Origin of the sequence: Pelomonas sp. V22, assembly GCF_030014915.1 — a bacterium.
GTDB lineage: Bacteria > Pseudomonadota > Gammaproteobacteria > Burkholderiales > Burkholderiaceae_C > JAUASW01.
This window is the reverse complement of sequence record NZ_JAGIXS010000001.1, coordinates 1,527,825-1,542,060: the sequence shown is the minus strand read 5'-3', so window position 1 is coordinate 1,542,060 and position 14,236 is coordinate 1,527,825. Positions and strand designations below refer to the sequence as shown.

9 protein-coding genes are annotated in these 14,236 nt (G+C 69.1%); 4 read left to right on the top strand and 5 right to left on the bottom strand.

Annotated features, from left to right (window positions below):
• Positions 1 to 68 precede the first annotated feature (68 nt).
• A complete protein-coding gene (locus J7U46_RS06940) occupies positions 69 to 1,226 on the top strand; it encodes a YbfB/YjiJ family MFS transporter (RefSeq protein ID WP_282824121.1) in 1,158 nt (385 codons plus the stop codon).
• On the opposite strand, the gene J7U46_RS06935 is transcribed toward J7U46_RS06940, so the two are convergent.
• The 3 genes from J7U46_RS06935 to J7U46_RS06925 are packed head-to-tail and all read right to left on the bottom strand — an operon-like array spanning position 1,213 to position 5,775.
• The gene (locus tag J7U46_RS06935; RefSeq protein WP_282824118.1) at positions 1,213 to 3,369 is read right to left on the bottom strand and encodes a 3-hydroxyacyl-CoA dehydrogenase NAD-binding domain-containing protein; all 2,157 of its coding nucleotides are present in this window, start codon (positions 3,367 to 3,369) and stop codon (positions 1,213 to 1,215) included. The genes J7U46_RS06940 and J7U46_RS06935 overlap by 14 nt on opposite strands.
• Before the next feature lie 2 nt (positions 3,370 to 3,371).
• Positions 3,372 to 4,577, bottom strand: a complete 1,206-nt coding sequence (locus tag J7U46_RS06930; RefSeq protein WP_282824116.1) for an acetyl-CoA C-acetyltransferase — start codon at positions 4,575 to 4,577, stop codon at positions 3,372 to 3,374.
• Between the two features lie 19 nt (positions 4,578 to 4,596).
• Positions 4,597 to 5,775, bottom strand: coding sequence for an acyl-CoA dehydrogenase family protein (locus tag J7U46_RS06925; protein ID WP_282824114.1), 1,179 nt, complete (start codon positions 5,773 to 5,775; stop codon positions 4,597 to 4,599).
• Positions 5,776 to 5,897: 122 nt separating this feature from the next.
• On the opposite strand from J7U46_RS06925, the gene J7U46_RS06920 reads away from it, so the two are divergent.
• Positions 5,898 to 8,873: an ATP-binding protein gene (locus J7U46_RS06920; protein WP_282824112.1), complete on the top strand. Its 2,976-nt coding sequence runs from the start codon at positions 5,898 to 5,900 to the stop codon at positions 8,871 to 8,873.
• Here the strand turns inward: J7U46_RS06920 and ylqF are convergent, their stop codons facing one another.
• A complete protein-coding gene (ylqF, locus tag J7U46_RS06915; RefSeq protein WP_282824110.1) occupies positions 8,874 to 9,866 on the bottom strand; it encodes a ribosome biogenesis GTPase YlqF in 993 nt (330 codons plus the stop codon).
• 131 nt (positions 9,867 to 9,997) lie between these two features.
• Here ylqF and J7U46_RS06910 point away from each other — a divergent pair, with 131 nt between their 5' ends.
• Entirely contained in the window at positions 9,998 to 11,212 is a 1,215-nt protein-coding gene (locus J7U46_RS06910) for a hypothetical protein (RefSeq protein ID WP_282824108.1), read from the top strand.
• On the opposite strand, the gene J7U46_RS06905 is transcribed toward J7U46_RS06910, so the two are convergent.
• A complete protein-coding gene (locus J7U46_RS06905; protein ID WP_282824106.1) occupies positions 11,209 to 13,014 on the bottom strand; it encodes a winged helix-turn-helix domain-containing protein in 1,806 nt (601 codons plus the stop codon). The genes J7U46_RS06910 and J7U46_RS06905 overlap by 4 nt on opposite strands.
• A 145-nt stretch (positions 13,015 to 13,159) precedes the next feature.
• Here J7U46_RS06905 and J7U46_RS06900 point away from each other — a divergent pair, with 145 nt between their 5' ends.
• Positions 13,160 to 14,218: an alpha/beta fold hydrolase gene (locus J7U46_RS06900; RefSeq protein WP_282824104.1), complete on the top strand. Its 1,059-nt coding sequence runs from the start codon at positions 13,160 to 13,162 to the stop codon at positions 14,216 to 14,218.
• Positions 14,219 to 14,236: the final 18 nt, after the last annotated feature.

Here is a 14,236-nt window from a genome sequence, read left to right as displayed (position 1 = left end):
GGGCACGCCGTGGGGCTGTCGCCGAGCTGTCAGCGCGAAGTAGCGCTCTGCGCTTACGCTCGGACCCCATGCAAACAAGCGCCAAGTCCCTGGAAGCCTGGCAGGTGGTCAGCGGCGGCATCGCCGGCCTGGTGCTGTGCATAGGCCTCGGCCGCTTTGCCTACACGCCGATGCTGCCGCTGATGCAGCAGCAGGCTGGCCTCAGCGACGCCATGGCTGGCGCGCTGGCCGCGATCAACTATGCGGGCTACATGAGCGGCGCGCTGATCGCCGCCTGGATCGACGATCCGCGCTGGCGCCAGCGGCTCTACAGCCATGGCCTGTGGCTGTCCCTGCTCTCTTGCGTGCTGATGGCGCTGGCACCGAATGTCTGGGTCTGGGCGCTGGCCCGCTACCTGGGCGGCCTGTGTGGCGCGGCCGGCATGCTGCTCGGCTCCGGCCTGGTGCTGGGCTGGCTGATGCGGGCCGGCCGGCGGCCGGAGCTCGGCCTGCATTTCACCGGCCTCGGGCTCGGCATCGTGGTCTCGGCCCTGGGCGCCATGGGCATGGCCTTGCTGCGGCTGGACTGGGCGCATCAATGGAAGGGCTATGCGCTGATCGGCCTGATCTTCCTCGTGCCGGCCTGGGCCTGGCGCCCGCCCGCGCCACCGCCGGCAGCGAGCGCGGCAGCGAGCGCGCCGGCCCGGCGCTGGATGGCGCTGATGATCGCCATGTACTTCTGCGCCGGCTGGGGCTTCGTGATCAATGCGACCTTCACCGTCGCCATCGTCGAGCGCCAGCCGCTGCTGGCCGGGCAGGGGCCCTGGGCCTGGCTGCTGGTCGGCGTGGCGGCCACGCCAGCGGTGTTTTTGTGGGATCGCGTGGCGCGCCGCCTGGGCGACGTGCAGGCCTTGCTGCTGGCCTTTGTGCTGCAGACCATCGGCGTGCTGCTGCCGGCGCTGTCGGGCAGCTTGTTCGCCGCGCTGGCCGGGGCCTTGCTCTACGGAGCCACCTTCATCGGCATCGTCAGCCTGACCCTGGCCCTGGTCGGACGGCGCTCGCCGGCCAACCCGGGCAAGGCCATGGCGCGGCTGACCCTCAGCTATGGCATGGCGCAGATCGGTGCGCCGGCCCTCTCGGGCGCCATGGTGCAAGCCAGCGGCGGCTATGCCGGTGCCTTGTGGCTGACCGGCGCCGTGCTGGTGCTGGGCATGGGGCTGCTGCTGGCGATGCTCAGGGTCGACTAGGCCCGCCCTCCTCGAAGCGCTCGCCCCGCTCGGCCATGCGCACCAGCAGCGGTGCGGGATCGAAGCGCTCGCCATGCCGGGCCGAGAGCTCGCGGCAGCGCGTCACGAAGGCCGGTAGCCCCATCGCATTGATGAACTGCAGCGCGCCGCCCTGGAAGGGCGCGAAACCCCAGCCGAGAATCGAGCCGATGTTGGCATCGGCCACCGAGCGCAGCACGCCTTCCTCGAGGCAGCGCGCCGCCTCATTGGCCTGCACCAGCATCATCCGGTCGATCAGCTCGGCCTGAGGCGGCTGCTCGGCCGCCAGCGGAAAGAGCTCGGCCAGGCCCGGCCACAGCTGCCGGCCTTCGTCGCTCCAGTCGTAGAAGCCCATGCCTGCCTTCTTGCCGATGCGGCCCAGCTCGGCCATGCGGCGCAACGCGCCTTCGGCCGGATGCTCGCGCCAGGCCTGGCCGGCCGCTTCGAGATCACTGCGCGCCTGGTCCAGCACGTGCAGCGCCAGGCTCAGGCTGACCTCATCCTGCAGCGCCAGCGGCGGCATCGGCATGCCGGCCTGCTGGCCCGCCACCTCGATGGCGCGCGGATGCACGCCCTCGGCCAGCAGGGCGATGCCTTCCATCACATAGGTGGCGAAGACCCGGCTGGTGTAGAAGCCGCGCGCATCGTTGACGACGATGGGCGTCTTGCCGATCTGCTGCACGAAGTCGAAGGCGCGGGCCAGCGTGGCCTCGCTGGTCAGCTGGCCGCAGATGATCTCGACCAGCGGCATCCTCTCTACCGGCGAGAAGAAATGCAGGCCTATGAACTGCTCCGGCCGCAGGCTGGCTTCGGCCAGCCCAGTGATCGGCAGGGTGGAGGTGTTGGAAGCGAACACCGCATCCGGCGTGAGCACGGCTTCCGCCGTTTTTGTGACCACGGCCTTCACCGCGCGGTCCTCGAACACCGCCTCGATCACCAGCTCGCAGCCGTCCAGGTAGCGGTAGTCGTTGCAGGGCGTGATCAGGGCCAGCTGGGCCTCGCGCTGCTCGCTCGTGCGCCGGCCATTCTTCACGTCCTTGTCCAGCAGCCAGCGCGAATGCTGCTTGCCGCGCTCGGCCGCTTCCATGCTTTGGTCCAGCAGCACGACCGAGATGCCCTTGGCCGCCGCCTCATGCGCGATGCCGGCGCCCATCATGCCGGCGCCGATCACGCCCAGCTTGCGTATCCTGCCGGGCTCGTAGCCGGCCGGCCGCGAGGCGCCCTTCTTCAGCGCATTCAGCTGGTACCAGAGCGTGCTGATCAGGTTGCGCGAGGCCGGGGTCGTCACGCAGGCGGCGAAGTAGCGCGATTCGATCGCCAGCGCGCGGTCGATGTCGGTCAGGCCCCCCTCGAACACGCTGGACAGGATGTGGGTTAGGGCCGGGTAGTTGCCCCAGCTCTTGCTTGAGGCCATCGAAGGTGCGACCGACATCAGCTGTGCCACCGCCGGCGAGCGCGAATCGCCGCCGGGATAACGGAACTTGGGCGCGTCCCAGGGCTGCTGCGGCTTCTTGCTGCCTTGCTGCGCGATCCAGGCGCGGGCCTTGAACAGCGCCTCCTCGGCATCGGCCGCCAGCTCATGCACCAGGCCGGCCGCCAGCGCCGGCTCGGCACGCAGCTCCGTGCCCTCCATCATCCATTGCAAGGCCTGCTGCATGCCGACCAGGCGTGGCAAGCGCTGCGTACCGCCACCGCCGGGCAGCAGTCCCAGCTTGACCTCGGGCAGGCCGAGGCGGGCCTTGCCGTCGTTGACGACGATGCGCCAATGGCAGCCCATCGCGATCTCGAGGCCGCCGCCGAGGCAGCGTCCATTCAGCACGGCCACCACCGGCTTGCCGCAGCGCTCCAGCCGGCGGATGAAGGCCTTGAAGCGCATCGATTCCTCGAAGGCCTCCTGTGCCGTGGTGAGCGCGTGCAGCCGGTCCACATCGGCACCCGCGAGGAAGTCGGGCTTGGCCGAACGCAGGATCAGCGCCTTCACTTCTGCATCGGACTCCAGCCGCGTGGCCAGCTCGGCGAGCGGCAGGGCCAGCTCGTCGTTGAGCACGTTCATCGCATGGCCAGGCAGGTCCATGGTGGCGATCAGCACGCCGCCATCCTCGAGCTTGCATTGCAGCGCATCCATGATCAGACCCTCTCGATGATGGTGGCGATGCCCATGCCGCCGCCCACGCACAGCGTGGCGCAGCCGATGTTCAGATGGCGGCGTTCCAGTTCCTCCAGCAAGGTGCCGAGGATGATGCAACCGGTGGCGCCGAGCGGATGGCCCATCGCGATGGCGCCGCCGTTGACGTTGACCTGGTCCAGCGAGACACCGAGGTCGCGCGCCGTCTTCATGGGCACGACGGCGAAGGCCTCGTTGATTTCCCACAGGTCGATGTCCGACGCCTTGAGCCCCGCCTGGGCCAGGGCCTTGCGGCAGGCGGGCGTGGGGCCGGTCAGCATGATGGTGGGCTCGGAGCCGACCACGGCGGCTGCCCGTATCCGCGCTCGCGGCCGCAAGCCGGCCGCCTCGCCACCGGCCTTGGAACCGACCAGCATCAGGGCCGCGCCATCGACGATGCCCGAAGAGTTGCCCGCGTGGTGGATGTGCGGGATCTGCTCGAGCTGCGTGTACTTGCGCAGCGCCGTGGCATCGAAGCCCATGCCGCCCATCAGGGCGAACGAGGGCTCGAGACGGGCCAGCGTTTCTGCCGTCGTGCCGGGGCGGATGGTCTCGTCTTCGCCCAGCAGCGTGAGGCCGGCGATGTCGTGCACCGGCACGATGGAGCGGCTGAAGTTGCCTGCCTCGCGGGCGGCGGCGGCGCGCTGGTGTGAGCGGGCCGCGAAGGCATCGACGTCGTCGCGGCTGAAACCTTCCAGCGCCGCGATCAGGTCGGCGCTGATGCCTTGGGGGATGAAGCCGATCAGCTGGTTGATGCGCGGGTCCATGAACCACGCGCCACCGTCGCTGCCCATGGGCCAGCGGCTCATCGATTCAACGCCGCCGGCCACCACCAGCTTCTCGAAGCCGCTCGCCACCTTGGCCGCAGCGAGGTTGACGGATTCCAGCCCTGAGGCACAGAAGCGCGACTGCGTGACGCCGGCCACGCTCTCGGCCCAGCCGGCATCGAGCACGGCGGTACGGGCGATGTCGGCGCCTTGCTCGCCCACCGGCGTGACGCAGCCGAGCACCACGTCGTCGACCAGCGAAGTGTCCAGCTGCTGGCGTTCCTGCAGCGCCTTCAAGAGCGTGCGCAAGAGCCAGACCGGGCTGGCCTGGTGCAGGCTGCCGTCCTTCTTGCCCTTGCCACGCGGCGTGCGCACATGGTCGAACAGATAGGCATCAAACATTGTGACTCCCATGCAGCGCTCACATGAAGCGAGACGCCAGTTCCTTCATGATCTCGTTGGTGCCGCCATAGATACGCGCCACCCGGGCATCGGCATAGAGCTCGGCGATCGGGACCTCCATCATGTAGCCGTAGCCGCCAAAGAGCTGCAGGCATTCGTCCATCACCGTGCAGGCGAGGTCGGTGGCCCAGGCCTTGACCAGGGCCGCGCGGGCGGCATCGAGCTCACCCTTCAGATGTGCCTGTATCGCAGCATCGACCGTGGCACGCGCGGCCAGCACCTGGCTCTGCACCTCGGCCAGCTTGAAGCGCGTGTTCTGGAACTCCCACACGGCCTTGCCGAAGGCCTGGCGCTCCTTGGTGTAGGCCACGGTGTCTGCGAGGGCCCGCTCCATCGCACCGATGGCGCTGACCGCGATGATCAAGCGCTCCTGCGGCAGCTCCTGCATCAGCTGGAAGAAGCCCTGGCCTTCGGCGCCGCTCGCGCCGCCGAGCAGGTTGGCGGCCGGCACGCGCAGGCCGTCGAAGAACAGCTCCGAGGTGTCCTGGGCCTTCATGCCGATCTTGTCGAGGTTGCGGCCACGGCGGAAGCCATCGCGCAGCGAGCCGTCCGCGTTCTCCACCTCGGCGACGAGCAAGGAGATGCCGCGCGCTCCCGCCTCGCCGCCGGTGCGGCAGACCACGATGACGAGGTTGGCGTTCTGGCCATTGGTGATGAAGACCTTCTGGCCGCTGAGCAGGTAGTCGTCGCCCTCGCGGCGGGCCTGGGTGCGTATGCCTTGCAGGTCGGAGCCGGTGCCGGGTTCGGTCATGGCGATGGCGCCTACCAACTCGCCGCGCGCCATCCTCGGCAGCCAGCGTTGCCGTTGTTCCTCGCTGCCGTGATGAAGCAGGTAGGGCGCGACGATGGCCGAATGCAGGCCGCCGCCGAAGCCGCTGAGATTGGCCCGCGCCTGCTCCAGCAGGATCACGGCTTCATGGCCGAAGTCGCCGCCACCGCCGCCATAGGCCTCGGGCATGCCGGCGCACAAGAGGCCGGTGGCGCCGGCTTCCAGCCAGGTGTCGCGACCCATCAGGCCGGCCTCGCGCCATTCGGCCGAACGCGGTACCCAGCGCTCGCGGAAGAAGCGCGCCACGCTGTCCTGCAGCAGGCGGTGTTCCTCGCTCATCCAGGCCGAAGGAAAGAGGGGCAATGTCATGAATGGCGCTCTTTTGCGGGGCAAGAGGCCCATGCTAGGCCCATGCCGCATGCCCGCAACAGCGTTTGCGCTTATCGTTGTGGCAAAGGCGTCCACTGAATGACGCCGTCAGGGAGTGCTGGATGGGTTCTGACGAGCGGTCGAACGTCGGTATTTCATTGCATGTCTTCGTCACGCGGCTGATCTGGGCCTGCGTGGTGCCGCTGGTGTTGCTGGCCGCTTACCTGGCGGTGGACCGCGTCCGGCAGGTGCAGGCCGACCTGGACCGCCGCATCAGCAACCAGGCCCGCGCTCTCGCCGTCGATGTCGAGCAAGACCTGCAAGCTCGCCTCAACGGCTTGCAGATGCTGGCCCGCTCCCCCTTGATCGACAGGCCCGACGGCCTGGGTGCCCTGCACGAGGAAGCCCAGGGCTTTCTGCAGGCCTTTGGCAGCCATGTGGTGATGGCCGACCTCAAGGGCCAGATGCTGATGAACACGCGGCTGCCGTTCGGCACTGCGCTGCCGCCCATGCCGCGGCCCAAGGGCCGCAGTGCGGCCAAGGCTGCGCTGGAAACGGGCCAGCGCGCCGTGGGAGACAGCTTCATCGGGCCGGTGGCCCAGCAGTTGCTCGTGGCGGTGGCACAGCCGGTCCAGCGCGGGGGCCGCAATGTTGCGGTGATCCTGAGCACGTTCGAAACTTCGCAGTTCCAGCCCCACCTGGAACGGCTCGCCGTACCCGATGACTGGGCCATCAGCCTGGTTGACAGTGGAGGTGTGCGAATTGCGCACAAGGGGGAGACCTCGGGATCGGTCGGCAAGGAAGTGCGCGTGGCGGTAGCGAACACGCCCTGGTCCGTGGTGTTGCAAATCCCGGCCCCCGTCTATCGAGCTTCGCAGCTTGCGGCGGCGGTCACCTTGTCGGTGGCGGTGCTGGGCGCGACGCTGATTGGCGTGATCGGCGGCCTGCTGGCCAGCCGCCGTCTGGCCCGGGCGGTGGCCATGCTGTCTGGTGAGGCCGGCGGCGTACAGGAACACCTGGGCGAGCCAGCGGCACAGATCCGCGAGATCAACCAGGCCAAGGCCTTGCTGGACGAAGCCGCACGCCAGCGCGGCGAATCCGATGAAGCGCTGCGACGCAGCGCCGAGCGCCACCTGCACCTGCTGGACAACATGCTGGAGGGCTGCCAGATCCTCGACCGCGACTGGCGCTACCTCTACATCAATGCGGCAGCAGCCCGGCAGAACCGCCAGCCGGTCGAGGCCATGCTGGGCTGGCGCATCCAGGAGGTGTTCCCGGGGATCGAGCACAGTGCCGCCTTCGTGCCTTTGCGCGACTGCATGGAGCAGGGCCGCGAGTTCCGGGGCGAGGTCGAGTACGTGTTCCCGGATGGCAACGAGCTGGCCTGGTTCGAGCTCTATGTGCGCCCGGCCCCCGAGGGCATCGCGATCTACAGCGTCAACATCAGCGAGCGCCGCCGGGCCGAGCAGGCGATACGGGCCATCAATGCCGAGCTGGAGCAGCGCGTGGCCGACCGCACGGCCGAGCTGGTGCAGGCACGCGAGGCGGCCGAGGCGGCGAACCAGGCCAAGAGTGCCTTCGTGGCCAACATGAGCCACGAGATCCGCACGCCGATGAACGCCATCATCGGCCTGAACTACCTGCTGCAGCGGGATGCACGGGAGCCCACGGCCAAGGTGCGGCTGCACCAGGTCGGCGAGGCGGCCAGCCATTTGCTGCAAATCCTCAACGACATCCTCGACCTCTCCAAGATCGAGGCCGACAAGCTGGTGCTGGAGCAGACTGATTTCTCACTGCGCGCGCTGCTGGAGCGCTGTCGCTCGCTCTTGCATCCACGCGCCCAGGAGCAGGGCCTGACGCTGGCACTGAACCAAGACGAAGCCCTGCCCGACCTGCTGCGCGGCGACCCGACGCGGCTCAGCCAGGCCTTGCTGAACCTGCTCAGCAATGCCATCAAGTTCACCGAGCGGGGCGGCGTGTCGGTGCAGGTGACGCTGGCCGGCGGCCAGGCGACGGACGAGGAGCTGCTGATCCGCTTCACGGTGCGCGACACCGGCATTGGCATGGCGCCCGAAAGCCTGCACCTGCTGTTCCAGGCCTTTGTGCAGGGCGATACCTCGACCACGCGGCGCTTTGGTGGCACTGGCCTCGGCCTCGCGATCACGCAGCGTCTGGCGCGGCTGATGGGCGGCGAGGTGGGTGTGAGCAGCAGGCTTGGTGAGGGCAGCGAGTTCTGGTTCAGCGCCCGTTTGCGGCGCGGCGAGAAGCTGCCACAGCCGCTCAGCCGCGCCGAGGACGGCGAGCGCCTGCTGCGCGAGCGCTGTGCCGGCGCGCAGGTGCTGCTGGTGGAGGACAACCCGGTCAACCAGCAGGTCGGCCTGGAGCTGCTGCTGGCCGCCGGCCTCAAGGTCGAGGTGGCCGGCAATGGTGCCGAGGCGCTGGCGCGGCTGGAGCCGCCGCAGCGCTTCGACCTGATCCTGATGGACATGCAGATGCCGCGCATGGACGGCCTCGAAGCCAGCCGGCGCATCCGCGCGATGGCCGGCCTGCAGAAGCTGCCCATCCTCGCGATGACGGCCAATGCCTTCGGCGAGGACCGTGCGGCCTGCCTGGCGGCGGGGATGAACGACCATGTCTCCAAGCCGGTCGATCCGGCCGAGCTCTATGCGGCGCTGCTGCGCTGGCTGCCGGCCACGGCGGGTGACGCCTCGCTGCCGGTGGCGGTGCCCGCGCCGCCACCGCCGGAGGCCGAGGCGCAAACCCTGGTGCCGGCCCTGGGCCTGCGCTACTGCGGCGGCCGGCCCGATGCCTATCGCCGGGTGCTGGAGCAGTTCGTGCAGCGCTATGCCGAGAGCGCGGGGGCGATGGAGGTGCTGCTGTCCCAGCATGACCTGGAGGGCCTGGCCCGCCTGGTGCATTCGCTGCGCGGGGCTTCGGCCACCATAGGCGCGCAGCGGCTGCCGCTGCAGGTGCAGCGCTTCGAGGCGGGGCTGAAGGAGCTGGCCCAGCCCGAGCTGATCACGGCGGCACGCGCGCTGGGCCCGGAACTGCAGGCCTTGCTGAAGGCCGTGCGCGAGCTGCTGGACGCGGCGCTCTGATCAGTCTTCGGTGCCGGGGTCCTCGCCAGCAGCAGCGGCTCTCGCGGCACGGTCGGCGGCGCGGCTGTCCACGCCTTTGCGGCGGGCCTTGCGGTCAGCGAGCTTCTGCGCGCGTGCCGCGTCGCTGGCTTCGGCCGCCTTGCACCACTGCGCGAACTGCTCAGGCGTCTCCAGCGTGATGCGTCCGAGGATGCCCTGGCGGAATTCGTAGATCAGCACCTCGGACGCCTTCTGCAGGTTGACGCGGCCGCCGCTCATCACCGCGCCGCGCTTGCGGCCTATGGCGGTCAGCAGGCCCTCGTCGTCCAGCTCGTAGGCAGCGGCGCCGAGCTTGTAGCGCCCCTCGATGGCGGCCGGGTACTCGTGCCGCAGATAGGTCAAGAGCTCCAGCGCCACCTCTTCCTCGCTGAAGGCATTGCGGCCGATGGCGCCGCTCGCCGCGAGGTTGTAGCCGCTCTGCGCCACGCTGATGCGCGGCCACAGCATGCCGGGCGTGTCGAACAGGTAGAAGTCGTTCTCCAGCACCAGCTTCTGCTCGACCTTGGTGATGCCCGGCTCGTCGCCGGTCTTGGTCGACTTCTTGCCCATCAAGGTGTTGATCAGGGTGGACTTGCCGACGTTCGGAATGCCGCAAATCAGCACGCGCAGCGGCTTGGCCATGCCGCCCCGGTTGGGCGCCAGCGCCCGGCACTCGGCCGCCAGCGCCTTGGCCGGCGCCACCATCGAGGTGTCCAGCACCATCGCGCGGGTCTCGGGCATCGCCTGGAAATGCGCCAGCCACAGCGCATTGCGCGCGGGGTCGGCCAGGTCCTGCTTGTTCAGCACCTTGAGGCTGGGCTTTGCTTCCGTCAATTCACGCAGCAGCGGGTTGCTGCTGGAGCCGGGCAGGCGGGCGTCGAGCAGCTCGATCACCACGTCGATGCCGCCCTTCATGCGTTCCTTGATCGCATTGCGGGTCGAATTCATGTGACCCGGGAACCACTGGATGGCCATCGCTGCTCGTCTTTGTTGCTGGGGAATGAGGGGGCTATTGTCTCAGCCCCGGTTTGCGGGGCCAGGCCTTGCGCCCGGGTGCGCATGCCGGACAATCGCGCCATTCCCAAATCTTGAACCCGGAGCGCCCCTTGGCAGACGAGATCCGCAAGCGCAAGTCCTGGCTTGACGGCTTCATGGCCTACCCGCTGCCCGCCGCCCTCAGCGAGGCGGCGGTGCGCCACAACATCGTGCTGCTCGACCAATTGCTCTACGAGCGCTGGCGCCTCGGCGAGAACCTGGTCTATGCCTGGAGCCCCAGCGGCCGCGGCCTGCGCGTGCTGGTGGCGCCGCACACGCTCTTGACCGAGTACGTGGCCTCGGCACCCGACGAAGCGAGCCAGTGGCGCCGCGCCCAATTGCTCGAGCACCTGCTCACGCGCCGCGAACACCTGAACGCCGCCGCACTCGACACCACGGCCCAGCAACTGGGCCTGAAGCCGCAGCTGATCGAGCTGCCCTTCAGCCTCGACGCCGGGCTCGGCCTGCCGCTGGTGGGTGCCATCGTCGAGCGCTACGGCATCCGCCTGGTGCAGGACCGCGCGGTCATCCTGCTCGATGCCGTCGGCTTCTCGCTGCTTTCACCGCTGGAGCAGGTGGTGCAGCTCAATGCGCTGTCCTGTTCGGTGAATGCGGCCTACGCCAAGTTGCTCGACCGCGAGATCAACATCAATTTCGCGCGCACCACCACCGGCGACGGCTTCTACATCTGGAACCGCATGCGCGGCATCGCGGCCAATGTGGAGCTCTACCAGCTGATGCAGTTCATCCTCGCAGACAACGCCATCGCCCGCGAGCGCGCGCCGCGCAAGAGCACCGTGCCGCAGCTGCGCGCCTGCTTCCACGTGGGCTCGCATTACGAGTTCCACCAGAGCGAGGGCCTGAACCCGACCTCGTTCAGCTATGTGGTGGGGCAGGTGACCATCGAGCTCGCGCGCATGGTGGAGCGGGCCTTGCCGGGCCAGATCCTGGTCGGCAAATTCCGCACCCAGATGCGCGACGAGGCCACCGGCCGCGACGTGGAGATCGACAGCATCGAGTTCGTCGAACGCACCCGCGCGCCGCTGCAGCAGCTCGGCGGCCTGACGCTCGCCGGTGCCGAGATCGACGGCATCGCCTGCTACCTGACCGGCCCCGAGGCGCCCGACGGTGCCTATGCGATCAGCGAGTACGAGATCGCCGACAAGCATGGCCAGCCGCACCGCGTCTTCAATGCCAAGGTCAACATCCACCGCCGCCATGGCGCGCCCATCTTCCTGGGCCTGCGCGACGAGGACCTGGCAGGCTTCGATGCGCGGGTGGTCTAGGGCAGGGCGCTGCGCCGCAGCTGCTGCAGCTGCGTGAGCAGATCGGCGGGCAGTGGCGCCCACAGCGGGTTTTGCTCCAGCAGGTGGTAGTCCTCGGCGGGCGAGGGCAGGCGGCCTTCGGCCAGCAGCGCGCGCATGCGGGCCTGCGCCTCGGGCCTGGCGCCCACCAGCTGAAGCAGGGCCAGTGAGGCGCCAGTGTCGACCACGCCGGCCTCAATCCAGCGATGCACGAGCGCGGCCTGGGCGTTGCGAGCCGATGCCGGCATCAGCCTGAGCGCCAGCAGCAGCTCGCGCACCCGTGCCGGTGCGGGCGTGGCGCCCAGCACGTCGGTCAGCCCGGGCAGGTGTTCGCGCGCCACGGCCTGGGCTTTGGCTTCGCGCTCCAGCTCCAGCCACTGGTGCAGCAGCGGATAGAGCCGGGCGGTGTCGGCGGGCCTGCTGTTCGCGCGCTGCTCCAGCAGCGCGGCTGCGCGTTCTGGCTGCCCCTCGGCCCGCAGCAGCATGGCGCGCAGCAACTGGGCATAGGGATGGTTTTGCTCGTCGGCGCTCAGGCCTTGCAGCGTTTCTCCGGCTGGCTTGAGCTGTGCCAGCGCCAGCTGCACATGGGCGAGGCTCAGCCGGGCCTGGCCGCCTTGCCGCCCTTGCAAACGGTCCGGGAAGCGTGCTGCCCATTGCAGATAGGCGCGCGCGCGGGCGGCCGTCAGCGGCAGCAGTTCGATCTCATCCAGCGGCCTGTTCGCGTAGCTCGACTCCAGCAGCAGCGCTTCTTCCAGCTGCCGGCGCGAGGCTGCCGCATCGCCATGGGCCGCCAGCGCCTGGGCCAGGTTGCGCTTGATCAGGCCGGACAGCGGATCCAGCGCGGCGGCCTGCTTAAGCCGGCGCAAGGCTGCCTCGGAATCGCCGCGCTCGCGATCCACCTCGCCCCGCCACATCCAGGCGTTGGCGTTCTTGGGCGCGGCGGCCAGGGCCCGGTCCAGGAAGCTGGCGGCCGCGTCCAGCTCATGCTGGCTCAGCTTCAAGAGGCCGAAGCTGGCCAGCGCTTCCGGCAGCTCAGGCTGGCGGCGCAGCGCCTCGCGCAGCAGGGGCTCGCATTGGGCCAGCGTGCGTTGCAAGGGCCAGTCGCCGTACAGGTGCTGGAAATGAAAGACATCGCAGAGCCCGACATAGGCCGATGTCAGGCCCGGATCGAGCTGCAGCGCCTGGCGGAATTTCTGTTCGGCCGCACCGAGCTGGCCGGCATCGCGGCGCGACCAGAGCCAGCGGCCTTCCTGGTAGGCGCGTGCGGCCGGGGTGTCGGCCAGCAGGCCGGCGTCGGTCGAGAGCACTTGCCGCCAGGGTTGCCACCAGATGATGAGCGCCAGGCTGGCCAGCAGGGCCGCCGCAGCCAGGCCCTGCCAAGCCCGGCCGCGGCGGGCCGGATGAGGTTCTGGGCCTTGATCGGGCGGCGTGGCGCTGGGCAGCGGCGCGGGTGCAGCCGCCGCGATGGCAACCGCCGGTTGCAGCAAGCGATAGCCCTTGCCGCTCACACTGCCTATGTAGCGATAGGGCCGTTCGGTATCGCCCAGCGCCTTGCGCAATTGCGCCACCGCCTGGTAGACCGAGGCCTCGCTGACGACCACGCCGGGCCACACGCCCTCCAGCAAGGCCTGCTGGCTGACCGTGCCTTCGCCGGCCGCGATCAGCAGCTGAAGCACGGCCATCAGGCGCGGCTCCAGCAGGCGTTCCTCGGTGCCTCCGAGCAGGCGGTTGCTGCTGGGGTCGACCGTCCAGTCCCCCAGTTGCCAGCGCTGCAGGCTCGTCATGCCGCGCGTTGAGAAAGAGGCAAGTCCTTGATTTGCAAGGTTTCAGGACGCATTCAGAAAACCTTTCGACAAGCTTCAGAGCTTTTTTGGGCCGGCGCTGCCAGCATGAGCCGCATCCCAATTCCCTGTGACCCAGGACCGCCCGATGAAGAAGAATTGTCCACTCCAAATCCTGCGTTTCCTGGCGGCCAGCCTCGTGCTGCTGGCCGCCCTGCCAGGCGCCGCCCGCGCCGAGATGCCCGCTGTGGGGCGAGCCGAGTTCCAGGTGGCCGCCGTGAAGGGCAAGCCCGGCTTCCTCACCCGTCTCTGGTACCCGGCAGCGAGCGGTGCGCCGCAGTGGATCGGCAAGAACCTGGTGCGCCAAGGCTACCGGGCCGTGCCGGACGCCGAGCCCTTGGCGGCTGCGCCGGCGCCCTTGATCGTCATGAACCATGGCTCGGGCGGTTCTGGCGAAGGCATGGCCTGGCTGGGCGTGGAGCTGGCCCGGCAGGGTGCCATCGTGATCGCCGCTGACCATCCGGGCAGCAGCGGCGGCGATCCCGAGCGGCCGGAACTGCTGCAGATCTGGCGCCAGCCGCAGGAAGTCAGCCAGATGCTGGATGCGCTGCTGGCCTCGCCCTGGGGGCGCCGCATCGACGCCAAGCGTATTGCCGTGGTCGGCTTCTCGCTGGGCGGTACGGCGGCGCTGTCGCTGGCCGGTGGGCGGCTGGACTTCCAGCGCTTCCCGCGTTTCTGTGACAGCCACGACGACGGCGCCTGCCGTGCCTTCCGTTCGAAGTTCGCGAGCCTGGACGCTGCCTTCTTCGAGCGCGCCAATGCCGATCTGAAGGAACCGCGCATCCGCGCCGCCGTGGCCATTGCCGCCGGGCTGACCGAGTCGCTGACCGAGGCTTCGCTGCGTGCCCTGAAGACGCCGGTGCTGGTGATCGGCGGCGAGCGCGACGGCCAATTGCCGCCATCCACCCATGTCAAGCCCATCGTCGGCTGGCTGCCCGCGCACAGCCGCTATGTCGAGATCCAGGAGGCCTGGCATTTCAGCTTCCTGCCGCTGTGTGCGCCCACCGGCGCGGAGGTGCTGGCAGAAACCAACGAAGCCTTTGCCTGCCAGGAGGCGGGCGGCAAGCCGCGTGAGCAGATCCATCAGGAGGCCATCTCCGCCACGCTGCGCTTCCTGCGCGATCAGCGCATATTCGCGCCCTTTTGAACCTGAACCTGAACCTGA

What these genes read in the sequence shown, in the direction of transcription:
- J7U46_RS06900 (WP_282824104.1), top strand. Translation starts at nt 13,160, where the DNA reads ATGAAGAAGAATTGTCCACTCCAAATCCTGCGTTTCCTGGCGGCCAGC.
- J7U46_RS06930 (WP_282824116.1), bottom strand. Translation starts at nt 4,577, where the DNA reads ATGTTTGATGCCTATCTGTTCGACCATGTGCGCACGCCGCGTGGCAAG.
- J7U46_RS06940 (WP_282824121.1), top strand. Translation starts at nt 69, where the DNA reads ATGCAAACAAGCGCCAAGTCCCTGGAAGCCTGGCAGGTGGTCAGCGGC.
- J7U46_RS06935 (WP_282824118.1), bottom strand. Translation starts at nt 3,369, where the DNA reads ATGGATGCGCTGCAATGCAAGCTCGAGGATGGCGGCGTGCTGATCGCC.
- J7U46_RS06925 (WP_282824114.1), bottom strand. Translation starts at nt 5,775, where the DNA reads ATGACATTGCCCCTCTTTCCTTCGGCCTGGATGAGCGAGGAACACCGC.
- J7U46_RS06905 (WP_282824106.1), bottom strand. Translation starts at nt 13,014, where the DNA reads ATGACGAGCCTGCAGCGCTGGCAACTGGGGGACTGGACGGTCGACCCC.
- ylqF (WP_282824110.1), bottom strand. Translation starts at nt 9,866, where the DNA reads ATGGCCATCCAGTGGTTCCCGGGTCACATGAATTCGACCCGCAATGCG.
- J7U46_RS06920 (WP_282824112.1), top strand. Translation starts at nt 5,898, where the DNA reads ATGGGTTCTGACGAGCGGTCGAACGTCGGTATTTCATTGCATGTCTTC.